Here is a 23,877-nt window from a genome sequence, read left to right as displayed (position 1 = left end):
GGCGGACTCCACTCGAACGTAAAATCGATATCAAGAAAAAAAGAAACAATCGTGATTGTTGGCACACGTCGACAAGGCCCTGCATAAGCCGAATGCCCCTGCACAAAAGGGGGGACGTGCGAACCGCTATCTGCGGTTTTTGTCCGATGCGGATCCGGGGATCGCGATCGGGACCGGGGATCATAGCCTAAACTGCAAAAGATATCTTGTGTTTCTCAACAGATTCTTCCCGTTTTATCCACAGGAAGGATCGAAGCCGGGTAAGTGTAATCGATCCTGGGAAAGGAGGGGCACGATTTCGCCCACATATTGGAAAAATTAATGAGCTATGCCGCTTTTGGGCTTAAACGATCTAACAAAGATCCCCGGCGATCCTTGCGCTTTACCCGTCAGGCCGTATAATCCTCCACCCGGTGCGTAATGCCCGTTTTCAGCAGCCTGTCTCAGCTCATTTTTTATGCGACAAGGTGTGAGAAATAAGGAAAGAGAATTGACTCCGGAGTGTACAATTATTACAATCCGGCCTCTTTAATCACCATCGCTGAGGCGTTAGCCGTTCGAAGTTCGTTCGGGTATACGCAAAAGTCAGTGAAATTATTCAAGTTTAGGTAGAAACCGCCATGAAACGCACTTTTCAACCGTCTGTACTGAAGCGCAACCGTTCTCACGGCTTCCGTGCACGTATGGCTACTAAAAATGGTCGTCAGGTTCTGGCACGTCGTCGTGCTAAAAGCCGTGCTCGTCTGACCGTTTCCAAGTAATAAAGCTAACCCTGCGTGGTTAAGCTAGCATTTCCCAGGGAGTTACGTTTGTTAACTCCCAGTCATTTCACTTTCGTCTTCCAGCAGCCACAACGGGCTGGCACGCCGCAAATCACCATCCTCGGCCGCCTGAATTCGCTGGGGCATCCCCGCATCGGTCTTACTGTCGCCAAGAAAAACGTCAAACGCGCGCATGAACGCAATCGGATTAAACGTCTGACGCGTGAAAGCTTCCGTTTACGTCAGCATGAACTCCCGCCAATGGATTTCGTGGTGGTGGCGAAGAAAGGGGTTGCCGAACTCGATAACCGTGCTCTCTCGGAAGCGTTGGAAAAATTATGGCGCCGCCATTGTCGCCTGGCTCCCGGGTCCTGATAGGCCTTATTCGGGTCTATCAGCGCCTGATTAGTCCGCTACTCGGGCCGCATTGTCGTTTCACTCCAACCTGCTCAAGCTACGGAATTGAGGCATTGCGCAGGTTTGGGGTGGTAAAAGGCAGTTGGTTGACAGTGAAACGCGTATTAAAATGCCACCCTTTACACCCTGGTGGTGACGATCCCGTCCCGCCTGGACCATTTGATACCAGAGAACACTAACGATGGATTCGCAACGCAATCTTCTTATCATCGCTTTGTTGTTCGTGTCTTTCATGATCTGGCAAGCCTGGGAGCAGGATAACAATCCGCAAGCCCAGCAGCAGCAGACCACGCAGACAACGACCACAGCAGCGGGTAGCGCCGCCGACCAGGGCGTACCGGCCAGTGGCCAGGGGAAACTGATTACGGTTAAAACAGACGTGCTCGATCTGACCATCAACACCCGCGGTGGTGATGTTGAGCAGGTGCTGCTTCCGGCTTACCCGAAAGCGCTGAAGTCTACCGAACCGTTCCAGCTACTGGAGACCACCCCGCAGTTTATCTATCAGGCGCAGAGCGGTTTAACCGGTCGTGATGGCCCGGATAACCCGGCGAATGGCTCGCGTCCGCTGTATAACGTCGATAAAGATGCGTTTGTGCTGGCCGATGGCCAGAACGAAATCGTCATTCCGCTGACGTACACCGACCAGGCCGGCAACGTATTCACCAAAACGTTCACCCTGAAACGCGGTGAGTATGCGGTGAACGTAGGCTATAGCGTACAGAACGTCGGCGAAAAACCGTTGGAGATCTCCACCTTCGGTCAGCTGAAACAGTCTGCTAACCTGCCATCCGCTCGCGATACCCAGACCGGCGGCCTGTCTACGATGCACACCTTCCGCGGTGCCGCGTACTCAACAGCAGATGCCAAGTACGAAAAATACAAATTCGATACCATCGTCGATAACGAAAACCTGAACGTCAGCACCAAAGACGGCTGGGTTGCCATGCTGCAGCAGTACTTCACTACCGCATGGGTTCCGCAGAATAGCGGCACCAACAGCTTCTATACCGCTAACCTCGGCAACGGTCTTGTCGCTATCGGCTACAAATCTCAGCCGGTTCTGGTACAGCCGGGTCAAACCGATAAGCTGGAAAGCGTGCTGTGGGTCGGCCCGGCAATTCAGGACAAAATGGCTGCCGTTGCGCCGCACCTCGATCTGACCGTTGACTACGGCTGGCTGTGGTTTATCTCTCAGCCGCTGTTCAAGCTGCTGAAATGGATCCATAGCTTCCTCGGCAACTGGGGCTTCTCGATCATCGTTATTACCTTTATCGTTCGTGGCATCATGTACCCGCTGACTAAAGCGCAGTACACCTCCATGGCGAAGATGCGTATGCTGCAGCCGAAGATTCAGGCGATGCGTGAGCGTCTGGGCGATGATAAACAGCGTCAAAGTCAGGAAATGATGGCCCTGTATAAAGCGGAGAAGGTTAACCCGCTGGGCGGCTGCTTCCCCCTGATTATCCAGATGCCGATCTTCCTTGCGCTGTACTACATGCTGAGCGCCTCGGTTGAGCTGCGTCATGCGCCGTTTATCCTGTGGATCCACGACCTGTCTGCACAAGACCCGTACTACATCCTGCCGATCATCATGGGCGCAACGATGTTCTTCATTCAGAAGATGTCGCCAACCACCGTGACCGACCCGATGCAGCAGAAGATCATGACCTTTATGCCGGTCATCTTCACGGTGTTCTTCCTGTGGTTCCCGTCTGGCCTGGTGGTTTACTATATCGTCAGCAACCTGGTCACCATTATTCAGCAGCAGCTGATTTATCGTGGTCTGGAGAAGCGTGGCCTGCATAGCCGCGAGAAGAAAAAAACCTGATTCTCTTCATTCTTCAAGCCGCAGATGCGTTGGCTTCGTTAGTTCGCCCCAGTCACTTACTTCAGTAAGCTCCTGGGGCCTCTCTAACTTGCTGCCTTCCTGCAACTTGAACTATTTCGAGAATATACGGTAAAGTTAATGCCAGAGAAGGCGGTCAATAGACCGCCTTTTTTACATTTACATAGAGAGTCATCATGAGCCATAACGACACTATCGTCGCCCAGGCAACCCCACCGGGACGCGGTGGTGTGGGCATCCTGCGCATCTCCGGCCTCAAGGCGCGCGAGGTCGCGCAGGCGGTGCTCGGCAAGCTGCCAAAGCCGCGCTATGCCGACTATCTGCCGTTCAAGGACGCTAACGGGACGGCGCTGGATCAGGGTATCGCGCTGTGGTTCCCGGGGCCAAACTCCTTTACCGGCGAGGACGTCCTCGAGCTGCAGGGCCATGGCGGCCCGGTTATTCTCGATCTGCTGCTCAAACGCATCCTGACGCTTCCGGGCCTGCGCATTGCTCACCCGGGAGAGTTCTCCGAACGCGCGTTTCTCAACGATAAGCTCGACCTGGCTCAGGCCGAGGCGATTGCCGATCTGATTGACGCCAGCTCCGAGCAGGCGGCGCGTTCGGCGCTGAACTCGCTGCAGGGCGCCTTCTCCGCGCGCGTAAACCACCTTGTGGAGGCGCTGACCCACCTGCGTATCTACGTCGAAGCGGCAATCGACTTCCCGGACGAGGAGATTGATTTTCTCTCCGACGGTAAAATAGAGGCCCAGCTTAACGACGTGATGGCCGATCTCGACGCGGTTCGCGCGGAGGCCCGTCAGGGCAGCCTGCTGCGGGAAGGGATGAAGGTGGTGATTGCCGGGCGGCCGAACGCCGGGAAGTCGAGCCTGCTGAATGCGCTGGCCGGGCGTGAAGCCGCGATTGTGACGGATATCGCCGGGACCACCCGCGACGTGCTGCGCGAGCATATCCACATCGACGGCATGCCGCTGCACATCATCGATACCGCCGGTCTGCGCGACGCCAACGATGAGGTTGAACGCATCGGTATCGAGCGCGCGTGGCAGGAGATCGCCCAGGCCGACCGGGTGCTATTTATGGTGGATGGCACCACCACCGGCGCCGTCGACCCGGCGGAGATCTGGCCGGACTTTATCGAACGCCTGCCGGCAAAACTGCCGATTACCGTGGTGCGCAATAAAGCCGACGTCACCGGCGAAACGCTGGGTCTGAGTGAAGTAAATGGTCACTCGCTTATTCGCCTCTCGGCGCGTACCGGCGAGGGCGTTGAGGCGCTGCGCAGCCATCTTAAGCAGAGCATGGGCTTCGAGACCAATATGGAGGGCGGCTTCCTCGCCCGCCGCCGCCACCTGCAGGCGCTGGAAACGGCGGCCAACCATCTGCAGCAGGGTAAGGCCCAGCTGCTTGGCGCATGGGCCGGCGAGCTGCTGGCGGAAGAGCTGCGGCTCTCGCAGCAGGCCTTAAGCGAAATTACCGGTGAGTTTACCTCTGACGATCTGCTGGGGCGCATTTTCTCCAGCTTCTGTATTGGTAAGTAATCGGCAACTCGCGTAGTGCGTAAACGTTCACTAACCCGCATTAACCGGCCGTTGATGCGGTTTTTTACTTTTTAAGCCCCGTTTTTCCTCTCAGGAAATCATTGTTGTCCAAATGGCAACTCGTACTGTCTGGCATTCCCCATTACTCTGTACGGCACTATTATCGCGAGGGGTCCTATGGCACGCTTTCTAATCTGTGGTTTTGCGCTGGTTTTGCTCTATCCATCCGGTATTGATATGTATCTGGTCGGTCTACCGAGAATTGCGCAGGATCTGGGGGCCAGCGAGGCGCAGCTGCATATTGCGTTCTCGGTCTACCTGGCGGGTATGGCCACCGCGATGCTGTTTGCCGGACGCATTGCCGACAGGTCCGGACGCAAGCCGGTCGCCATATTTGGCGCCTTTATCTTTATTCTCGCCTCCCTTCTCTGCTCGCTGGCGCATACCAGCCCCCTTTTCCTGATCGGCCGCTTTATTCAGGGCATCGGCGCCGGGAGCTGCTATGTGGTGGCCTTTGCGGTGCTGCGCGACACCCTCGATGACCGGCGGCGTGCTAAGGTGCTATCGCTCCTCAACGGCATTACCTGCATTATCCCGGTGCTGGCGCCGGTGCTGGGCCATCTGATTATGCTTAGGTACCCGTGGCAAAGCCTGTTTTACACCATGACCGGCATGGGCGTGATGGTCGGCCTGCTTTCGATCTTCGTGCTGCGGGAGACGCGGCCGGCCGCGCTGCCAGGCGAGTCGGCTCAGCAACCTGCCGGCGCCGAGTCGCTGCTGAACCGCTTTTTCCTCAGCCGGGTGGTAATTACCACCCTCAGCGTCACCGCCATCCTGACCTACGTCAACGTCTCGCCGGTGCTGATGATGGAGGAGATGGGCTTCGACCGCGGCAAATATTCAATGGCGATGGCCCTGATGGCGCTGATCAGCATGGCCGTCTCGTTCTCCACGCCCTTTGCGCTCACCCTGTTTAAGCCGCGCACCCTGATGCTGACCTCGCAGGTGATGTTCTTTATCGCCGGGACGCTGCTCAGCCTCGCCACCAGCCAAACGGTGACCATGCTGGGGCTGGCGCTGATCTGCGCGGGGTTCTCCGTCGGCTTCGGCGTGGCAATGAGCCAGGCGCTGGGGCCGTTTACCCTGCGCGCCGGCGTCGCCAGCTCCGCGCTGGGTATCGCCCAGGTGTGCGGCTCTTCGCTGTGGATTTGGCTGGCCGCTATCGTTGGCTTAAGCGCAATGAATATGCTGATCGGAATACTCATTGGCTGTAGCATAGTCAGCATTGTGCTGATTGTGGCCGCCGCCCCCGTACGGGCCGCGCAAACTTATGAAGAAACCCCTGTCGAGTCTCGATCTTAATTTATTACTCTGCCTGCAGCTCTTAACCCAGGAGCTCAGCGTCACCCGCACGGCGAAACGGATGAACGTTTCGCCGTCGGCGGTGAGCAAGTCGCTGGCCAAGCTCCGCGCCTGGTTCGACGATCCGCTATTCGTTAAAACGCCTCTCGGCCTGACGCCAACGCCCCTGATGACCAGCATGGAGCAGGATCTGGCGGACTGGATGCAGATGGGTAACCAGATCCTCGATAAGCCGCATCACGCCACGCCCAGCGGCCTGAAGTTCGAGCTGGCGGCGGAAATTCCGCTGATGATGATCCTGTTTGATACCCTTGCCCGGCAGATCTACCAGCGCTATCCCCAGGCGCTGATCCGCCTGCGCAGCTGGGACTATGATTCACTGGATGCCATTATTCGCGGCGAGGTTGATATTGGATTTTGCGGGCGGGAAACGCACCCGCGCTCGCGCGAACAGCTGAGCCAGCTGCCGTGGTATATCGACTTTGAGGTGCTGTTTACCGACCTGCCGCAGGTGTGGCTGCGGGCGGATCATCCGGCCCTCAGCGAAGAGTGGAATCTTGCGACATTTTTACGCTACCCGCATATCAATATCAGCTGGGAGCAAAGCGATACCTGGGCGCTGGACGAGGTTCTGCACGATTTGGGCCACAAGCGCAGCGTCGCCCTGACCCTACCCGGCTTTGAGCAATCGCTGTTTATGGCCGCCCAGCCGGATCACCACATGCTGGCGACGGCGCCGCGCTACTGCCACCACTATAACCGCCAGCACCAGTTGCCGCTGGTGTCCCGCCCGCTCCCTCTGGAGCCCCAGCTGCTGGAAAAAGTCCGGGTGCCGTTCGTCCTGCTGTGGCATAAGCGCAACAGCTACAACCCAAAAATTATCTGGCTCCGGGAAGCCCTGAAGCGGCTCTATACGGACCCGCTATAGCGCTGTTATCCGTATCACCCTCTCTTTGTTACGCAAGAATTTGTAAAAGTCACATAATCCCCCTTTTCAAGGGATGATTTCCGCATTAAAACCTATCAATTCCAGGCGATAATGTAATTCTCAATTTTTATCTCTGACCATTAATCACGGAGCGACGAATGGCAACGCATTTTGCAAGAGGGATACTGAGCGCAAGGGAGCCGCTATCGACACGCCTGTCGGCGGCCTGTCATCAAACCGCACAAAGTTTGCCGGAGTACCGGCAGACCCGCTACCGCGCCTCGCGGTCGCTGCTCGCTGAGCTGCTGTTTATGCTGTACGGCATTCGCGAGCTCCCCGAAATCATCCGGGAAGCCAATGGCAGGCCCGTCTTTCGCGACAGCCACCTTCCCCGCTTTTCCATTGCGTATGCCGGAAATATCGTTGGCGTCACGCTAACCACGGAAGGCGACTGCGGTCTGGACATGGAGCTGCAGCACGCTTCGCGCGGCGTGCATCCGCTGCACGACGCCAATCGGTATGTTTTCAACAGCAACGAAAATCTGTGGATTAACAACCAGCACGATCCCGATGAAGCTCGCGCCCAGCTGGTCGCGCTGCGCCGCAGCGTCCTCAAGCTCACCGGCGAAGCGCCCGTACGCCTGCAGCTGCTTCCAGGCTCAGGTCGGCTGCGTACCGCCAACGTCCAGCCCATAGAGGCGCTCTGCGACGCCGAGACGGTGCTGGTCTGGTCGATTGCCGCCACTCCGGGTATTGGCCAGCTTAAAGTCTGGGAATACGCGAGCAGCGACGGCTGGCGTACCCTGCCGGACGCTCTGGCGCGCGCGAAAGAGTCCTCGGCCCGCCTGATGCGCTTTACCAGCCTGCCGGCGGAAAAAGCATTCTCCCTCAACTGACCGGTTCGTCCCGGCCATCATGATGCAAAGGAACAATCATGTCTGATACGTTGAAAGTTGTTACGTTACTCGGAAGTCTGCGCAAAGAGTCGTTTAATGGCATGGTCGCACGCACTCTGCCGGGCATCGCCCCTGCGGGGATGGCGATCTCCGCGCTGCCGTCGATTGGCGACATTCCGCTATACGATCCGGATCTCCAGCAGGAAGAGGGATTCCCGCAAAGCGTGCAGGAGATTGCGCGGCAGATTCGCGAAGCGGATGGCGTGGTCATCGTGACGCCGGAATATAACTATTCGGTTCCCGGCGGCCTGAAAAATGCAATTGACTGGCTATCTCGCCTGCCTGAACAGCCGCTCACCGGGAAGCCGGTACTGATCCAAACCAGCTCGATGGGCGCCATCGGCGGCGCGCGCTGCCAGTATCACCTGCGGCAGATTCTGGTATTCCTCGACGCGATGGTGATGAACAAGCCAGAGTTTATGGGTGGGGTTATTCAGAACAAGGTGGACCCGCAGTCGGGAGAAGTGGTCGATCAGAGCACGCTCGATCATCTCAGCGGCCAGCTGAGCGCCTTTGGCGATTATATTCAGCGCGTTAAAGCCTAAGTGACAGCCCTCTCCCTGCCGGGAGAGGGTTTCGTACGGGCAAATCAGTGGGCGTCGATAAACACAATTTTCAGCACGAACAGCAGTGATACGATGATTACGCACGGGCTGAGGTCGCGCAGGCGACCGGTGCCAATCTTCATCACGCAGTAGGAGATAAAGCCCAGAGCGATACCTTCGGTGATGGAGAAGCTAAACGGCATCATCACCGCGGTAATAAACGCCGGTACCGCTTCCGTCAGATCGTCCCACTTCACGCGCGCCAGGCTGGAAGTCATCAGCACGCCGACGTAGATTAGCGCCCCGGCCGCCGCGTAGGCTGGCACCATTCCCGCCAGCGGCGACAGGAAAATCACCAGCAGGAACAGAATGCCAACCACCACCGCCGTCAGGCCGGTACGTCCGCCGACGGAGACGCCGGAGGAGGATTCGATATAGGCCGTGACCGACGAGGTACCGATAAAGGAACCCGCAACGGAAGAGATGCTGTCCACGAACAGCGCCTGCTTCATGCGCGGGAATTTACCCTTCTCATCGGCAAGACCGGCTTTATCCGTCACCCCAATCAGGGTACCGGAGGAGTCAAACAGGTTGACCAGCATAAAGGAGAAGATAACGCCGGCCAGACCAAGATTAAACGAACCGGCTAAATCGACATGACCCACAACCGTCATCACGCTCGGCGGCGCAGAAACAATACCGGTGTAGTGAACATCACCCAGCATCCAGCCCAGCAGCGTTGTCACCACGATAGAAACCAGCACCGCCGCGTGGATGTTACGCGACGCCAGAATGGCGATGATAAAGAAGCCGAGGACTCCCAGCAGCACGCTGTGGGAAGTCAGGTTACCGATGCTGACCAGCGTGTCCTGGTTGGCAACAATCACCCCCGCATTTTTCAGCCCCATCATGCCGATGAACAGGCCAATCCCGCTGGTGATCCCCACGCGCAGGCTCACCGGAATGTTGGCAATCATCCAGTAGCGCACGCGGAAAATCGTCAGCAGCAGCAGGCCGACGGCGCCCCAGAAAATCGCCCCCATCCCCACCTGCCACGGCAGGCCCATTGCCTGAACCACCACAAAGGCAAAGAAGGCGTTGAGGCCCATTGCCGGTGCCAGGGCGACGGGCAGGTTAGCAAACAGCCCCATCATAATGCTGCCGAATGCCGCGATCAGACAGGTCGTCACAAATACGGCGCTGGTATCCATACCCGCCACGCCGAGAATTTGTGGGTTCACGAAAACAATGTAGACCATCGTCAGGAAGGTGGTGAAACCTGCGATCGCTTCGGTGCGTGCCGTCGTACCATGTGCGCGCAGCTTGAACACGCGCTCCAGCAGACCCTGGCCAGAAGACTGGCTGGTTTGTTGTTGACTCATTATCGGTTTCCGAACAAAGGAGGGAAAATTCGACGCTATCCTATACCAAAATGCGACACCGGGTGCAGTTGTGTGTTAATTTTTTTTCATTGCTTTTGCTTATACGGCAACGATTGCGTTGCGCAAATCCGCATTACGAAAACGTTAAACTTGTTAAAATGGAAACGGCATGTCCCCAATAGAAGCCCTGTTTTTCGACTGTGACGGCACGCTGGTCGACAGCGAAGTGATCTGTTCCCGCGCCTATGTGCACATGTTCAAAGAGTTCGGCATTACGCTGGATTTAGAAGAGATCTTTAAGCGCTTCAAAGGCGTAAAGCTCTACGAGATCATCGATACCATCAATGAGGAGTATGGCGTTAGCCTGCAAAAGGCGACGCTTGAGCCGGTCTATCGCGACGAGGTGGCGCGCCTGTTTGATTCAGAGCTGGAGGCTATCGCCGGCGCTGAAGCGCTGCTGGATGCGGTGACCGTACCCCAATGCGTGGTCTCGAACGGCCCGGTCAGCAAAATGCAGCACTCGCTCGGCAGAACCGGCATGCTGCACCATTTCCCCGACAGGCTGTACAGCGGCTACGATATTCAACGCTGGAAGCCCGATCCGGCGCTGATGTTCCACGCGGCGAAAGCGATGAACGTTAACGTCGAAAACTGCATTCTGGTTGATGACTCCAGCGCCGGCGCCCGCGCGGGAATTGCTGCCGGAATGGAGGTGTTCTACTTTTGCGCCGATCCGCATAACCCGCCGATCGTGCATCCGAAAGTGACGATGTTTACCGATTTAGCGCAGCTCCCGGCGCTGTGGAAAGCGCGGGGCTGGGCAGTTACCCGCTAAGCTTCCGGCGCCGCTGCGCCCGGTCCAGGGTGGCGCAAGAAACTGTCACCCCGGCCAGCGTCGCGCGGCCGGGGTGCGGCCGCTTACTCTTGCGGATCTTTACCCGCCAGCAGCTTGTCCAGCTCATCGCCGCCAACGTGGCGGAAGTCCTGGCCTTTGACGAAGTAGAAAATATATTCGCAGATGTTCTGGCAGCGGTCGCCGATGCGCTCAATCGAGCGGGCGCAGAACAGGGCGGTCAGCACGCTCGGAATCGTACGTGAATCTTCCATCATGTAGGTCATCAGCTGACGCACGATGCCTTCATACTCCTGATCCACCTTCTTATCTTCACGATAGATACGCACGGCTTCGTCCAGATCCATGCGCGCAAAGGCGTCCAGCACGTCGTGCAGCATCTGCACGGTGTGGCGGCCGAGAGACTCCAGGCTCACCAGCAGCGGCTGATGCTGCTGGGAAAACTTCTCCAGCGCCGTGCGGCAAATTTTATCCGCCACGTCGCCGATGCGTTCCAGCTCGGCGATGGTTTTGATAATCGCCATCACTAAGCGCAGGTCGCTGGCGGTAGGCTGACGTTTGGCGATGATGCGCACGCAGGCTTCATCAATGGCCACTTCCATCATATTGACCTGCTTGTCGCCATCGATAACGCGCTTTGCCAGCTCGCTATCCTGGTTGTGCATCGCGGTGATCGCATCAGAAAGCTGCTGCTCCACCAGCCCACCCATCGTCATGACCTGGGTGCGGATATACTCCAGTTCAGCGTTGAACTGGCCGGAAATATGTTTATTAAGATTTAGGTTATCCATCGTTCCTCCAGATGCCCAAGAGATTTCTGGCCATAGCGAGGCGGCAACAGCGCAAATCCCCGGGCGCGTACGTAACCGGGGTGAGCAAAGGCAGCCAGCGCGGGTACAGCCTGAAAGCTGAGGAGCATATCAACCGTAGCGGCCGGTAATGTAATCTTCAGTTTGCTTCTTCGCGGGCTTCGTAAACAGATCGTCCGTGTTGCTGAATTCAATCAGCTCGCCAAGATACATAAATGCCGTATGGTCAGAACAACGCGCAGCCTGCTGCATGTTGTGAGTAACGATAACGACGGTGTAATCCTGCTTCAGCTCGGTGATCAGCTCTTCAATGCGCCCGGTGGAAATCGGGTCCAGCGCGGAGCAGGGTTCATCAAGCAGCAGCACCTCCGGGCGAATCGCGATACCGCGCGCAATGCACAAACGCTGCTGCTGGCCGCCGGAGAGAGAGTAGCCGCTCTGATGCAGCTTATCTTTGGTTTCGTTCCACAGCGCGGCCTTGGTCAGCGCCCACTGCACGCGCTCGTCCATATCGGTGCGCGACAGCTTTTCAAACAGGCGAACGCCAAAGGCGATATTGTCATAAATCGACATCGGGAACGGCGTCGGCTTCTGGAACACCATCCCGACCTTGGCGCGCAGCAGGGCGATATCCTGGGTGTTGGTGAGAATATTATCGCCATCCAGCAAAATTTCGCCTTCCGCACGCTGCTCCGGATACAGCTCAAACATTTTGTTAAACGTACGCAGCAGGGTCGACTTACCGCAGCCTGACGGGCCGATAAACGCCGTCACCTGGTTTTTGGAAATATCCAGGTTGATGTTTTTCAGGGCATGGAATTTTCCGTAGTAGAAGTTCAGGTTACGAACTGAAAGTTTACCCGGGGTAGCATTCACCATACTCATCAATCTCTTCCTCATTCAGCGCCGCGTTTCGCCGCGCCGCAAAAATTAACCGTGTTTATTCTTCGCGAAAACCACGCGCGCCAGAACGTTCAGCAGCAGTACGCACAGGGTAATAATCAGTACCCCGGCCCACGCCAGTTGCTGCCACTCCGCGAACGGACTCATGGCAAATTTGAAAATAGTGACCGGCAGGTTGGCAATCGGCTGCATCATGTCGGTACTCCAGAACTGGTTAGAGAGCGCGGTAAACAGCAGCGGCGCCGTTTCCCCGGCGATACGCGCGATAGCCAGCAGGATGCCCGTCATAATGCCGGAAACCGAGGCTTTCAGGGTAATCGCGGAAATCATGCGCCATTTCGGCGTCCCCAGTGCGTAGGCCGCTTCACGCAGGCTGTCCGGCACCAGCTTCAGCATATTCTCGGTGGTACGAATCACGATAGGCACCTGCAGCAGCGCCAGGGCAATCACCCCCGCCCAGCCGGAAAAGTGCTGCATCTGGGCGACAACGATGGTGTAAACGAACAGGCCGACCACGATAGAAGGCGCAGAGAGCAGGATATCGTTAATAAAACGAATCACTTCCGCCAGCGCGGATTTACGGCCATATTCCGCCAGATAAATCCCCGCCAGGATGCCCAGCGGCGTGCCGAAGATCGTTGACCACAGGATCAGCAGGCCGCTGCCGGCGAGGGCGTTAGCCAGTCCGCCGCCGGCGGTGTTCGGCGGCGGGGTCATTTCGGTAAACAGCGCCAGGCTCATACCGTCAATGCCGCGGGTCACGGTGGCCATCAGGATCCAGATTAGCCAGAACAGACCGAATACCATCGTCCCCATAGAGAGGCCCAGCGCGATGCGGTTTTTCAGGCGCCGCTTAGCCTGCATTTTACGACGGGACTCCGCCAGCTCGGCGGTGGTTTGTAACTCAATCGTCGCCATTAGCGTGCCCCCTCATTCTTCGCCAGACGCATCACCATGAACTTAGATGCGGCCAGAACAATAAAGGTAATAACAAACAGAATCAGCCCCAGCTCCATCAGCGCCGCGACGTGCAGGCCAGACTCGGCTTCGGCAAACTCATTCGCCAGCGCAGAGGTGATACTGTTGCCCGGCATATACAGAGAAGCGCTATCCAGCTGGTAGGTATTACCGATGATAAAGGTCACCGCCATGGTTTCCCCCAGCGCGCGCCCCAGACCGAGCATCACGCCGCCGATCACCCCGTTGCGAGTAAAGGGCAGCACAATGCGCCAGATAACCTCCCAGGTGGTGCAGCCGATGCCGTAGGCCGACTCTTTCATCATCACCGGCGTCTGCTCGAACACATCGCGCATAACCGCGGCGATATAAGGAATGATCATGATGGCCAGAATGACGCCGGCCGCCAGAATACCGATACCAAACGCCGGTCCCGCAAACAGGGCGCCAACGAAAGGAATGGTCGACATGATGTTGCCAACCGGCTCCTGGAAGTAGGTCGCGAACAGCGGGGCAAAGATAAACAGGCCCCACATGCCGTAAACGATACTCGGAATCGCCGCCAGCAGCTCGATCGCAATACCGAGCGGGCGCTTAAGCCAGGCAGGAGAGAGTTCGGTCAGGAACAGCGCAATGCCGAAGCTCACGGGAACGGCAATCAGCAGCGCAATAAATGAGGTAACCAGCGTACCGTAGATCGGAACCAGCGCCCCGAAGATTTCGTTGGGCGCATCCCACTCTTTAGTCCACAAAAAGGCAAAGCCAAACTTTTGCATGCTTGGCCATGAAGAGATAATCAGGGAAATGATGATGCCGCCCAGCATCAATAGCACAATCAGCGCCGCCAGTTTGACCAGCATGCCGAAAATTATGTCACCCTTTTTCCCCGGAGGGTTGAATGCCGGCTTGGTTGCAGCCATAGGTTACTCTTTAAGTTCGGGTCCGAAAGGCCTCTATATTACTGACCTGTAAGACAAAGGTAATGCTATACCCAAAATAATTCGCGCCGCAAGCAACGTAGCCTGCAGCGCGAAGTATAGCGAGTATTAGTACAGCGCTTTACCGCTGCTGTCTTTCACGTTGGTTTTCCATGCAGCACGAACCTGCTCAACCACGCTTTCCGGCAGCGTTGCGTAATCCAGGGCGTTAGCTTCTTTACCGCCGTTTTTATACGCCCAGTCGAAGAACTTCAGCACTTCAGCCGTCTGCTCAGGCTTGCTGGAAGCTTTGTGCACCAGGATGAAAGTGGTTGAGGTGATCGGCCATGCATTATCACCTTTCTGGTTAGTCAGGTCCTGGGCAAAGGACTTGCTCCAGTCGATACCCTTCGCGGCGTTCGCGAAGTTATCTTCCGTTGGGCTAACCGGCTTGCCGTCAGCGGACAGCAGTTTGGTGTAGGCCAGATTGTTCTGTTTAGCATAGGCGTATTCAACGTAGCCAATGGAACCCGGCAGACGCTGAACGAACGCGGCGATACCGTCGTTACCTTTACCGCCCAGGCCGGTCGGCCAGTTAACGGTAGAGCCGGCGCCAATTTTGGATTTCCACTCTTCGTTTACTTTCGACAGGTAGCTGGTGAAGACGAAGGAAGTACCGGAACCATCGGCACGACGCACGACGGCGATATTCTGTGCCGGCAGTTTCTTGCCCGGGTTAAGTTTGACAATCGCTTCGTCATCCCACTTCTTAATTTTGCCCAGGTAGATATCACCCAGCGTTTTACCATCCAGCACCAGCTCGCCGGACTTCAGGCCTGGCAGGTTAACGGCCAGCACCACGCCGCCGATAACGGTTGGGAACTGGAACAAACCTTCCTGAGCCAGCTTGTCATCAGCCAGAGGAGCATCAGAAGCACCGAAATCAACGGTATTGGCAATAATCTGTTTTACACCACCGGAAGAGCCGATGCCCTGGTAGTTCACTTTATTGCCGGTCTCTTTCTGATAAATATCAGCCCATTTGGCATACACCGGCGCAGGGAAAGTTGCGCCTGCGCCCGTCAGACTTGCTGCTGCAAATGCAGAAAAAGCGCTCATAGATAAGGTCGCGGCGACAACTGTTGCGACGGTGGTACGCATAACGTTCATAATGTCTCCTGCTGGATTCGTAAATCGTTGTTTCGAGGCTATGGTGAGCAAAATAGGACAAAGAGGTGACAGTAAAATGTACGAATTATTACAGTTTTATGACACGCAAAAAGATGCGCAACAGAATAAAATAAAAACACTATAAATCATGGCGTTAATTATTTTAATGACAGGAATTTTGCGGGAATATTTTCTTTTTATGACAGCCAAAACCGTCGTCAAAGATGACAGTTTGTCATAAACCAGCGTCGCCAAACTGTTTACCGCCGCGATAAAAAACGATCTGCGGATAACAAAAAGGGCCACCGAATGGCAGCCCTTGTAGGATGGGTAGTGCTTATTCTACGGTTACCGATTTTGCCAGGTTACGCGGCTGGTCAACGTCGGTGCCTTTAATCAGCGCGACGTGATAGGCCAGCAGCTGCAGCGGGACGGTGTAGAAGATCGGCGCAATCACCTCTTCAACGTGCGGCATCTGGATGATGTGCATATTGTCGCTGCTGCTAAAGCCCGCATCGCCATCGGCAAAGACGTACAGCTGGCCGCCGCGGGCGCGAACCTCTTCGATGTTGGATTTGAGCTTCTCCAGCAGTTCGTTGTTCGGCGCGACCACAATGACCGGCATCTCGGCGTCAATCAGCGCCAGAGGACCGTGCTTCAGCTCACCGGCGGCGTAGGCTTCCGCATGGATATACGAGATCTCTTTCAGCTTCAGCGCCCCTTCAAGAGCAATAGGGAACTGATCGCCACGGCCGAGGAACAGCGCGTGGTGCTTATCAGAGAAGCTTTCCGCCAGCGCTTCAATCCGCTTGTCCTGCGACAGCATCTGCTCGATTCGGCTCGGTAACGCCTGCAGACCATGCACGATATCGTGTTCAATTGCCGCATCCTGGCCCTTCAGGCGCGCCAGCTTCGCCACCAGCATCAGCAGCACGGTCAGCTGGGTGGTGAAGGCTTTGGTGGAAGCCACGCCGATTTCGGTGCCCGCTTTGGTCATCAGCGACAGATCGGACTCGCGAACCAGCGATGAGCCCGGCACGTTGCAAATAGCCAGCGATCCAAGATATCCCAGCTCTTTCGACAGGCGCAGGGCGGCCAGCGTATCCGCCGTCTCGCCGGACTGGGAGAGGGTGATCATCAGGCTGTTGCGGCGCACTGCCGATTTGCGATAGCGGAATTCGGAGGCGATTTCGACATCGCACGGCACCCCGGCCAGCGCTTCAAACCAGTAGCGAGAAACCATTCCGGAGTTATACGACGTGCCGCAGGCGACAATCTGAATATGCTCAACCTGAGAGAGCATCTCGTTGGCGTTGGCGCCCAGTTCGCTCAGATCGACCTCTCCGTGGCTAATCCGCCCGGTGAGGGTGTTCTTGATAGCGTTCGGCTGCTCGTAGATCTCTTTTTGCATGTAGTGGCGGTAGATGCCCTTATCGCCCGCGTCGTACTGCAGGTTGGATTCGATATCCGGACGCTTAACCTCCGCGCCGGACTTATCAAACACCACCACCGAGCGGCGGGTGACTTCCGCAATATCGCCCTCTTCGAGGAAGATAAAGCGGCGGGTTACCGGCAGCAGCGCCAGCTGATCGGAGGCGATGAAGTTCTCCCCCATCCCCAGACCGATAACCAGCGGGCTGCCTGAACGAGCGGCCAGCAGGGTGCGCGGATCGCGGGTATCCATGATCACGGTTCCGTAGGCGCCGCGCAGCTGCGGGATGGCGCGCAGAACGGCTTCCCGCAGGGTGCCCCCCTGCTCCAGCTCCCAGTGCACCAGGTGAGCAATCACTTCCGTATCGGTCTCGGATACAAAAATATAGCCCCGCGACTGCAGCAGCTCACGCAGCGGTTCATGGTTTTCGATGATGCCGTTGTGGACCACCACAATATGTTCAGAAACATGCGGATGCGCGTTGCTCTCGGACGGTTCGCCGTGGGTCGCCCAGCGGGTATGGGCAATGCCCGTACCGCCGTGCAACGGCTGCTCCTCTACCGCCTGAGCCAGCATCTGGACTTTACCGAGCCGACGAACGCGGGACATATGCCCTTCGTTATCAACCACTGCCAGACCGGCAGAGTCATAGCCCCGGTATTCCAGACGACGTAAACCTTCGAGAAGGATTTCAGCAATATCACGCTGCGCGACTGCGCCAACAATTCCACACATAGTTAAATTTCCTGATAATGGCGTTATGCCATGCGTTGTCGCTGACCTGTGTTTACCCAACGCATTTACGTTGGATAATGCCCTTTCCGGGCGCCCCGAGCCTTGTAGAGAGTGGGGTTATTTTTATGGTTACTGCTATGGGGGGAGGATTATTTTATCCTCTCACCCCGGCCCTCATCCCGAAAGGACGAGGGATAAATGACCTACTTTTTCTTCACCGGACGCTGCCAGCCCTGCTTATGGACCTGCGGCACGCGGCTTAATACTAATTCATGATCGGCAATATCGCGGGTCACCGTGGTACCGGCGGCGATCGTCACGCCGTTGCCGACGGTTACCGGCGCCACCAGCTGGCTATCCGAGCCGACAAATACGTCGTTGCCGATAATGGTTTTAAATTTATTGGCGCCGTCATAGTTACAGGTGATGGTGCCTGCGCCGATATTCACGTTATCGCCGATTTCCGCATCCCCGAGGTAGGTGAGATGCCCCGCCTTCGAGCCTTTGCCCAGGCGCGCTTTTTTCATTTCGACAAAGTTGCCGACGTGCGCGCCTTCCAGCAGCTCCGCCCCCGGACGCAGACGCGCGAAAGGTCCGATGGTGCAGGCCGCCTGCAGATGGGCATCTTCTACCACCGAGTAGGGGCTGATTTCGCAATCATCGCCGATGGTGCTGTTTTTAATCACGCAGCCGGCGCCGATTTTAACCCGATCGCCCAGCGCCACCTTGCCCTCAAGGATAACGTTAGTATCAATCTCAACGTCGCGCCCGTGCGTCAGGGTGCCGCGGAGATCAAAACGCGCCGGATCGCGCAGCATAACGCCCGCCAGCAGCAGTTTTTCCGCCTGTTCAGACTGATAGACGCGCTCGAGGCGGGAGAGCTGCAGACGGTTGTTGACGCCTTCAACTTCGCTTAGGCGCTGAGGGTGGACGGCAACGATTTCCCGACCTTCCTGATAGGCCATCGCGATGATATCGGTAATGTAGTATTCGCCCTGGACGTTGTTATTCGTCAGCTTAGCCAGCCAGCGTTTTAAATCCGCGCCGCCGGCGATCAGGATCCCGGTATTGATTTCCTGAATTTGACGCTGCGCTTCGCTGGCATCCTTATGCTCAACGATGCCGCTAACCCGGCCGTTATCACGCGTGATGCGCCCATAGCCGCTCGGATCGTCCAGCTTCACCGTCAGCAGGCCAATACCGCCCTGCGGTTTGGCGGCGCGCAGGCGCTGCAGGGTATCGACGGAGATCAGCGGGACGTCGCCGTACAGCATCATGATATCTTCGTCATCGGCGAAGAACGGCGCCGCCTGCTGCATCGCATGGCCGGTCCCCAGCTGCTCCGCCTGCAGAACCCAGTTCAGATTGTCTTCATGCAGCGTCTGACGCAGCAGATCGCCGCCGTGCCCGTAGACAAGGTGTACGGACGATGCGCCTAAATCTTTAGTAGCATCAATGACATGTTGCACCATTGGCTTCCCGGCCAGGGCGTGCAGCACCTTGGGAAGATCGGAATACATGCGGGTCCCTTTGCCTGCGGCAAGGATAACCACGCTCATCGCACTGTTTGACATACGCATCCTGACAGCTGTTAGAACGAAAAGTAAAAGCCTTTCACGTTGAAAATACTACATATTTTTCATCATAAAACGAGACGAGGATAAAACGCTCAGGCTCAACGCTATACGCCATTTTATGGCGCTATTTTTAGTCACTGCAAATCAGTTTATCTCCGAAAAAAACCGATAAGGGAGACGAATATTTTCTATCCCTCTGCTTTTCCTGTTTTTTCGACACCTGAATAAAGCGCAAATGCAAAATTAAAACGCCATTTTAATATCCATTTATTGTGACAGGGTAAATAGAAACATCGTTTCATTATGATGATAATGCTGCTCATTATTTACTCTGGAGAAAAAATGAATAAAAAAATCCCTTTAGCATTAGCCCTTTGTAGCTCAATTATCGCATTGCCGCTGCACGCTGGCGAGGTTCATATCTGGCGAGGAATCGCTTTTGGTCAATCAACCGATATGAATTTCTCCTCCAACGTCCTGCCGGAAAAAATCGGGGTTAACGACGTCACGATTGCCGGCAAAAAGCTGACGCCTCAGGATACGGCCGATCTCAGCGCGCCCATTACCATTGAGAGCCGGGGCGGCAAGATCGCTAATTCGCACGATGGCCTGACGTTCTTTTATACCACGTTGCCGGTTAGCCAAAATTTTATCCTGCAGGCGACGGTCACGGTGGATCAGTTCGGCCCGGAGAACGGCGCCCGCCCGGCAGCGCAGGAAGGAGCGGGGCTGCTGGTACGTGATGTCATCGGCGTGCCGCGCCAGCAGCCTTTAAAGGTGGGCTATGAAGAGTTTCCGGCGGCATCGAATATGCTAATGAACGCTATCGTGACGCAGGATAAAAAAAATCATTCGCATATAAAGCTGCAGGCCATCAGTCGTGAAGGAATCACCCAGCCTTGGGGAAATGCCGGATCGTCTATCACCCGAAAGAGCTATAAAGAAAATATCGATATCCGGCAGACGCCAACCTTCCAGCTCAAGCTGGAACGCACCAACGATGGTTTTATCTCCTCATGGGCACCGACGGGCAGCAGCGACTGGGTAAGCCAGAAGGTAGACCATAGCGATACGATAGCCCAGCAGGATAAAGACAATTACTATGTCGGCTTTTTCGCCTCGCGTAACGCCAAAATCACCATCAGCGACGCCTCGCTGACCACCTCTGCAGCCAATACTCAGGCCTCACCGCCCTATATTGCGAAAGCCTGGCCGGTAGTGATGCAAATAGCCTCTGGCAACAAAAGCCAAAGCGCGGAGTACACTCTGCAGGCGCGGGCTAACTATGACGGGCGCTTTACCGTCCGCCAGGACGAAGTCATCATCGGGAAGGATATCGCCATCAAAGCCGGGGAGATGCTGACACAGCCCGCCACACTCAAAGACAAGAACACCTTCGAGGTTCTGTTCACGCCGGGCACCAGCGGCAAGCCGGTGGCGCACACCCTGACGGTGGAACGCAGCGTCGGCGTTGAAGGCAACACCCTGTATGCCTCCGCGCAGGGGCAGGAGAATGCTCTCGGAACGGCAGACTCTCCGCTCACTCTCTCCCGCGCCATAGAATTACTGCCCGCTGGCGGCACGCTTATCCTGGCCGCCGGAGACTATCCGCAAACGCAAATCCCGCTTAGCGCCAGCGGGCTCAAAGGGCAAAATAAGACGCTGCGGGCCGAGGGAAAGGCGGTCATTCATGGCCTGCTGCTCGACGCCAGCTACTGGCATATCAACGGCATAGAGGTCACCGATAAAAGTCTGCGCGTGCAGGGTAGCCATAATCTGATTGAGAACGTCAGCGCTTATCGCAACGATGATACCGGGATTCAAATCTCCTCGCCGTCGGACGTAGGTCGCCCGCTGTGGGCCAGCTATAACCGGGTGGTCAACTCCGAATCATTCAGTAATGAAGATCCGGGCAAGATTAACGCCGATGGTTTTGCGGTCAAAATGCGGGTGGGTGAGGGAAACCGGCTGGAAGGCTGCTACGCTTACGATAATATCGACGACGGATTTGACCTGTTCAACAAAATTGAAGATGGCGCCAATGGCGTTGTGACGATCGAGAACTCAATTGCCCGGAACAATACCAGCAATGGTTTCAAGCTGGGCGGGGAAGGGCAGCCGGTGGCGCATGAAGTGCGCAACAGTATTGCGATAGGTAATCACCTGGACGGTTTTACGGATAACTTCAACCCCGGCGGGCTGGTGGTGGTCAACAACGCGGCGGTGGATAACCAGCGCTTTAACTACATCTTCCGCGCCAGCCCGTACGGTAAAGCCGAAACGCAGGGCACATTCAGCAACAATATCTCCCTGCGCAGCCGGCCGGGAAAATACGATGATGCCGTCGTCGGGAATATTGACGACAGCAACTTCTTTATCCACGACGGTAAAAGCATCAACGGCCAGGGAAAGAGTATCAAGAGCGACGATTATCAAACGCTGGCGCTACCGGACCCGCTGCAGCGTAATGCTGACGGCAGCTTTAATACCGGTCATTTCCTCAGCCGTAACTAGCCGGTTGCGCAAAGAGGCCCTGAAACACAAAGGTCGCCCACGGGCGACCTTTTACTTTCTTTCCTGCTTCACACCGCATGTGTTGTCGTTTTAGTTAGCGGTACAGCGCAAACGCAGGCCGGAGAGCGGGCTTCTTAGTTATTGAAGGTACCGAAGGTTACGTTCATAGTGCTGAAGAAGGCGATGATTTTATTGAGCAGTTTCATGATGGCTTCCTGAATAGAGAGACGTTTTGATAAATTATTTTTTTGTGATACATGTCACAAAAAGAAGTCTACGCCTCATTTTTTGAGCGATCAACAAAAATGAGATCATTATCACAAAATTTTTAAAATATCTTTTTAGTTTTGAAATTACTGAAACCAAACCATAAAAAAAGCCAGCCTGGAAACCAGACTGGCTTTTTAACTTTCAAGCCGGTGTTACATCGCTTTTTTGGTCAATTCGATAACGCGCAGTTTGGCGATCGCTTTGGCCAGTTCCGCAGACGCCTGAGCGTAATCTACGTCGCCGTGAGAGCTGCTAATATGCTCTTCCGCTTTCCGCTTCGATTCCAGGGCTCGCGCTTCGTCGAGATCCTGGCCACGAATTGCCGTATCAGCCAGTACGGTCACGCTGCCAGGCTGCACTTCAAGAATGCCGCCGGACAGATAGATAAACTCTTCATGACCGTGCTGTTTAACGATGCGAATCATACCAGGCTTAATGGCGGTGAGCAGCGGGGCGTGACCCGGGAAAATACCCAGTTCACCTTCACTACCCGTTACCTGGATTTTCTCGACCAGACCAGAGAACATTTGCTTCTCTGCGCTGACGACGTCCAGGTGGTAAGTCATTGCCATATCACCCTCCGATTAAGGCGTTAAAGTTTTTTGGCTTTTTCCACGGCTTCGTCGATGGAACCAACCATGTAGAACGCCTGCTCCGGCAGGTGATCGTATTCGCCTTCCATGATGCCTTTAAAGCCACGGATGGTGTCTTTCAGGGAGACGTATTTGCCCGGAGAACCGGTAAATACTTCCGCCACGAAGAACGGCTGGGACAGGAAGCGCTGGATCTTACGCGCGCGAGCTACCACCAGTTTGTCTTCTTCAGACAGCTCATCCATACCGAGGATGGCGATGATGTCTTTCAGTTCCTGATAACGTTGCAGCAGAGACTGTACGCCACGCGCGGTGTCGTAGTGTTCCTGACCAACAACCAGCGGATCCAGCTGACGGCTGGTGGAGTCCAGCGGGTCAACGGCCGGGTAGATACCCAGAGACGCGATCTGACGGCTCAGTACCACGGTTGCATCTAAGTGAGCAAAGGTGGTTGCCGGGGATGGGTCAGTCAAGTCATCCGCAGGGACGTATACCGCCTGCACGGAAGTGATAGAACCGGTTTTGGTGGAGGTGATACGTTCCTGCAGAACGCCCATCTCTTCCGCCAGAGTCGGCTGATAACCTACCGCTGAAGGCATACGACCCAGCAGTGCGGATACTTCCGTACCGGCCAGGGTATAACGATAGATGTTATCGACGAACAGCAGTACGTCACGACCTTCGTCACGGAATTTCTCAGCCATGGTCAGGCCGGTCAGCGCAACGCGCAGACGGTTTCCCGGCGGCTCGTTCATCTGGCCGTAAACCAGGGATACTTTATCCAGAACGTTGGAGTCGGTCATCTCGTGGTAGAAGTCGTTACCCTCACGAGTACGTTCACCTACGCCCGCAAACACGGAGTAACCGGAGTGCTCGATCGCGATGTTACGGATCAGCTCCATCATGTTTACGGTTTTGCCCACGCCCGCACCGCCGAACAGACCGACTTTACCGCCCTTAGCGAACGGACACATCAGGTCGATTACTTTGATGCCGGTTTCCAGCAGTTCCTGAGAGCTGGAGAGCTCTTCATAGGAAGGCGCCGCGCGGTGGATAGCCCAACGGTCTTCTTCACCGATGTCGCCTTTCATATCGATCGGCTGACCCAGCACGTTCATGATACGACCCAGCGTTGCTTTACCAACCGGGACTTCGATCGGGTGCTCGAGATCTTTCACTTCCAGACCACGACGCAGACCGTCGGAAGAACCCATGGCGATAGCACGTACGATACCACCGCCGAGCTGCTGCTGAACTTCCAGCACCAGACTCTCGTTACCATTTTGTACCTCAAGAGCATCGTACACGCGCGGTACGGCATCCTGAGGGAATTCGACGTCAACCACGGCGCCGATTACCTGGACAATTTTTCCAGTAGCCATCTTGAATCCTCTACGAATTAACCT

General features: G+C 55.9%; 22 protein-coding genes. 12 read left to right on the top strand and 10 right to left on the bottom strand.

Going from position 1 to position 23,877, the window contains the following annotated elements; genetic code table 11:
* Positions 1 to 321 precede the first annotated feature (321 nt).
* The 10 genes from AC1M2H_RS27760 (at position 322) to AC1M2H_RS27715 (ending at position 8,359) form a co-directional block, all read left to right on the top strand.
* A complete protein-coding gene (locus tag AC1M2H_RS27760; protein ID WP_480152051.1) occupies positions 322 to 402 on the top strand; it encodes a hypothetical protein in 81 nt (26 codons plus the stop codon).
* Between the two features lie 218 nt (positions 403 to 620).
* A complete protein-coding gene (gene rpmH / locus AC1M2H_RS27755; protein ID WP_004871828.1) occupies positions 621 to 761 on the top strand; it encodes a 50S ribosomal protein L34 in 141 nt (46 codons plus the stop codon).
* A gap of 15 nt (positions 762 to 776) precedes the next feature.
* Positions 777 to 1,136 (top strand): ribonuclease P protein component, encoded by a 360-nt coding sequence (gene rnpA, locus AC1M2H_RS27750; protein WP_071844868.1) that lies wholly within the window; start codon positions 777 to 779, stop codon positions 1,134 to 1,136.
* Positions 1,100 to 1,357, top strand: a complete 258-nt coding sequence (gene yidD / locus AC1M2H_RS27745) for a membrane protein insertion efficiency factor YidD (RefSeq protein WP_071844869.1) — start codon at positions 1,100 to 1,102, stop codon at positions 1,355 to 1,357. The genes rnpA and yidD overlap by 37 nt, the downstream gene beginning before the upstream one ends.
* Before the next feature lie 2 nt (positions 1,358 to 1,359).
* Complete coding sequence (gene yidC / locus AC1M2H_RS27740) at positions 1,360 to 3,009, top strand: membrane protein insertase YidC (protein ID WP_480149842.1); 1,650 nt, start codon at positions 1,360 to 1,362, stop codon at positions 3,007 to 3,009.
* A 194-nt stretch (positions 3,010 to 3,203) separates the two neighbouring features.
* On the top strand, positions 3,204 to 4,568 hold the full coding sequence (gene mnmE / locus AC1M2H_RS27735; protein WP_480149841.1) for a tRNA uridine-5-carboxymethylaminomethyl(34) synthesis GTPase MnmE: 1,365 nt from the start codon (positions 3,204 to 3,206) through the stop codon (positions 4,566 to 4,568).
* 177 nt (positions 4,569 to 4,745) lie between these two features.
* Positions 4,746 to 5,930: an MdtL family multidrug efflux MFS transporter gene (locus tag AC1M2H_RS27730; protein ID WP_480149840.1), complete on the top strand. Its 1,185-nt coding sequence runs from the start codon at positions 4,746 to 4,748 to the stop codon at positions 5,928 to 5,930.
* The gene (yidZ, locus tag AC1M2H_RS27725; protein WP_480149839.1) at positions 5,899 to 6,858 is read left to right on the top strand and encodes an HTH-type transcriptional regulator YidZ; all 960 of its coding nucleotides are present in this window, start codon (positions 5,899 to 5,901) and stop codon (positions 6,856 to 6,858) included. Before AC1M2H_RS27730 ends, yidZ begins: the two co-directional genes overlap by 32 nt.
* A gap of 311 nt (positions 6,859 to 7,169) precedes the next feature.
* A complete protein-coding gene (locus tag AC1M2H_RS27720) occupies positions 7,170 to 7,754 on the top strand; it encodes a 4'-phosphopantetheinyl transferase family protein (protein WP_480152050.1) in 585 nt (194 codons plus the stop codon).
* Positions 7,755 to 7,792: 38 nt separating this feature from the next.
* Positions 7,793 to 8,359 (top strand): NADPH-dependent FMN reductase, encoded by a 567-nt coding sequence (locus AC1M2H_RS27715; RefSeq protein ID WP_480149838.1) that lies wholly within the window; start codon positions 7,793 to 7,795, stop codon positions 8,357 to 8,359.
* 44 nt (positions 8,360 to 8,403) lie between these two features.
* Here the strand turns inward: AC1M2H_RS27715 and adeP are convergent, their stop codons facing one another.
* Positions 8,404 to 9,741 carry an adenine permease AdeP gene (gene adeP / locus AC1M2H_RS27710; RefSeq protein WP_480149837.1) on the bottom strand — a complete coding sequence of 446 codons (1,338 nt, stop codon included), beginning with the start codon at positions 9,739 to 9,741 and terminating at the stop codon, positions 8,404 to 8,406.
* A 169-nt stretch (positions 9,742 to 9,910) separates the two neighbouring features.
* On the opposite strand from adeP, the gene yieH reads away from it, so the two are divergent.
* On the top strand, positions 9,911 to 10,576 hold the full coding sequence (yieH, locus tag AC1M2H_RS27705) for a 6-phosphogluconate phosphatase (protein ID WP_480149836.1): 666 nt from the start codon (positions 9,911 to 9,913) through the stop codon (positions 10,574 to 10,576).
* A gap of 83 nt (positions 10,577 to 10,659) precedes the next feature.
* Here yieH and phoU read toward each other — a convergent pair whose 3' ends face one another.
* The 7 genes from phoU to glmU form a co-directional block, all read right to left on the bottom strand.
* Complete coding sequence (gene phoU, locus AC1M2H_RS27700) at positions 10,660 to 11,385, bottom strand: phosphate signaling complex protein PhoU (protein WP_426813689.1); 726 nt, start codon at positions 11,383 to 11,385, stop codon at positions 10,660 to 10,662.
* A gap of 129 nt (positions 11,386 to 11,514) precedes the next feature.
* A complete protein-coding gene (gene pstB, locus AC1M2H_RS27695; RefSeq protein WP_464415036.1) occupies positions 11,515 to 12,288 on the bottom strand; it encodes a phosphate ABC transporter ATP-binding protein PstB in 774 nt (257 codons plus the stop codon).
* A gap of 45 nt (positions 12,289 to 12,333) precedes the next feature.
* Complete coding sequence (gene pstA, locus AC1M2H_RS27690) at positions 12,334 to 13,224, bottom strand: phosphate ABC transporter permease PstA (RefSeq protein WP_095102351.1); 891 nt, start codon at positions 13,222 to 13,224, stop codon at positions 12,334 to 12,336.
* Positions 13,224 to 14,183, bottom strand: coding sequence for a phosphate ABC transporter permease PstC (gene pstC / locus AC1M2H_RS27685; protein WP_480149835.1), 960 nt, complete (start codon positions 14,181 to 14,183; stop codon positions 13,224 to 13,226). The genes pstA and pstC overlap by 1 nt, the downstream gene beginning before the upstream one ends.
* 126 nt (positions 14,184 to 14,309) lie before the next feature.
* A complete protein-coding gene (pstS, locus tag AC1M2H_RS27680) occupies positions 14,310 to 15,350 on the bottom strand; it encodes a phosphate ABC transporter substrate-binding protein PstS (protein WP_480149834.1) in 1,041 nt (346 codons plus the stop codon).
* Between the two features lie 337 nt (positions 15,351 to 15,687).
* Positions 15,688 to 17,517 (bottom strand): glutamine--fructose-6-phosphate transaminase (isomerizing), encoded by a 1,830-nt coding sequence (gene glmS, locus AC1M2H_RS27675; protein WP_480149833.1) that lies wholly within the window; start codon positions 17,515 to 17,517, stop codon positions 15,688 to 15,690.
* 203 nt (positions 17,518 to 17,720) lie between these two features.
* Positions 17,721 to 19,091, bottom strand: a complete 1,371-nt coding sequence (gene glmU / locus AC1M2H_RS27670; protein WP_480149832.1) for a bifunctional UDP-N-acetylglucosamine diphosphorylase/glucosamine-1-phosphate N-acetyltransferase GlmU — start codon at positions 19,089 to 19,091, stop codon at positions 17,721 to 17,723.
* A 345-nt stretch (positions 19,092 to 19,436) separates the two neighbouring features.
* On the opposite strand from glmU, the gene AC1M2H_RS27665 reads away from it, so the two are divergent.
* Positions 19,437 to 21,608, top strand: coding sequence for a right-handed parallel beta-helix repeat-containing protein (locus AC1M2H_RS27665; protein WP_480149831.1), 2,172 nt, complete (start codon positions 19,437 to 19,439; stop codon positions 21,606 to 21,608).
* Positions 21,609 to 22,030: 422 nt separating this feature from the next.
* Here AC1M2H_RS27665 and AC1M2H_RS27660 read toward each other — a convergent pair whose 3' ends face one another.
* Both AC1M2H_RS27660 and atpD read right to left on the bottom strand, forming a co-directional pair.
* Complete coding sequence (locus AC1M2H_RS27660; protein WP_426813685.1) at positions 22,031 to 22,450, bottom strand: F0F1 ATP synthase subunit epsilon; 420 nt, start codon at positions 22,448 to 22,450, stop codon at positions 22,031 to 22,033.
* A 20-nt stretch (positions 22,451 to 22,470) separates the two neighbouring features.
* Positions 22,471 to 23,853 (bottom strand): F0F1 ATP synthase subunit beta, encoded by a 1,383-nt coding sequence (gene atpD, locus AC1M2H_RS27655; protein ID WP_041143354.1) that lies wholly within the window; start codon positions 23,851 to 23,853, stop codon positions 22,471 to 22,473.
* Positions 23,854 to 23,877: the final 24 nt, after the last annotated feature.

This window comes from Klebsiella sp. F11, from assembly GCF_056712265.1.
Note: the sequence above shows the minus strand (reverse complement) of the source record. Positions and strands in the feature narration are given on the sequence as shown.

Coding starts and splice junctions, on each gene's coding strand:
- AC1M2H_RS27760 (WP_480152051.1), top strand. CDS start 322: ATGAGCTATGCCGCTTTTGGGCTTAAACGATCTAACAAAGATCCCCGG.
- rpmH (WP_004871828.1), top strand. CDS start 621: ATGAAACGCACTTTTCAACCGTCTGTACTGAAGCGCAACCGTTCTCAC.
- yidD (WP_071844869.1), top strand. CDS start 1,100: ATGGCGCCGCCATTGTCGCCTGGCTCCCGGGTCCTGATAGGCCTTATT.
- yidC (WP_480149842.1), top strand. CDS start 1,360: ATGGATTCGCAACGCAATCTTCTTATCATCGCTTTGTTGTTCGTGTCT.
- mnmE (WP_480149841.1), top strand. CDS start 3,204: ATGAGCCATAACGACACTATCGTCGCCCAGGCAACCCCACCGGGACGC.
- AC1M2H_RS27730 (WP_480149840.1), top strand. CDS start 4,746: ATGGCACGCTTTCTAATCTGTGGTTTTGCGCTGGTTTTGCTCTATCCA.
- yidZ (WP_480149839.1), top strand. CDS start 5,899: ATGAAGAAACCCCTGTCGAGTCTCGATCTTAATTTATTACTCTGCCTG.
- AC1M2H_RS27720 (WP_480152050.1), top strand. CDS start 7,170: ATGCTGTACGGCATTCGCGAGCTCCCCGAAATCATCCGGGAAGCCAAT.
- AC1M2H_RS27715 (WP_480149838.1), top strand. CDS start 7,793: ATGTCTGATACGTTGAAAGTTGTTACGTTACTCGGAAGTCTGCGCAAA.
- adeP (WP_480149837.1), bottom strand. CDS start 9,741: ATGAGTCAACAACAAACCAGCCAGTCTTCTGGCCAGGGTCTGCTGGAG.
- yieH (WP_480149836.1), top strand. CDS start 9,911: ATGTCCCCAATAGAAGCCCTGTTTTTCGACTGTGACGGCACGCTGGTC.
- phoU (WP_426813689.1), bottom strand. CDS start 11,385: ATGGATAACCTAAATCTTAATAAACATATTTCCGGCCAGTTCAACGCT.
- pstB (WP_464415036.1), bottom strand. CDS start 12,288: ATGAGTATGGTGAATGCTACCCCGGGTAAACTTTCAGTTCGTAACCTG.
- pstA (WP_095102351.1), bottom strand. CDS start 13,224: ATGGCGACGATTGAGTTACAAACCACCGCCGAGCTGGCGGAGTCCCGT.
- pstC (WP_480149835.1), bottom strand. CDS start 14,183: ATGGCTGCAACCAAGCCGGCATTCAACCCTCCGGGGAAAAAGGGTGAC.
- pstS (WP_480149834.1), bottom strand. CDS start 15,350: ATGAACGTTATGCGTACCACCGTCGCAACAGTTGTCGCCGCGACCTTA.
- glmS (WP_480149833.1), bottom strand. CDS start 17,517: ATGTGTGGAATTGTTGGCGCAGTCGCGCAGCGTGATATTGCTGAAATC.
- glmU (WP_480149832.1), bottom strand. CDS start 19,091: ATGTCAAACAGTGCGATGAGCGTGGTTATCCTTGCCGCAGGCAAAGGG.
- AC1M2H_RS27665 (WP_480149831.1), top strand. CDS start 19,437: ATGAATAAAAAAATCCCTTTAGCATTAGCCCTTTGTAGCTCAATTATC.
- AC1M2H_RS27660 (WP_426813685.1), bottom strand. CDS start 22,450: ATGGCAATGACTTACCACCTGGACGTCGTCAGCGCAGAGAAGCAAATG.
- atpD (WP_041143354.1), bottom strand. CDS start 23,853: ATGGCTACTGGAAAAATTGTCCAGGTAATCGGCGCCGTGGTTGACGTC.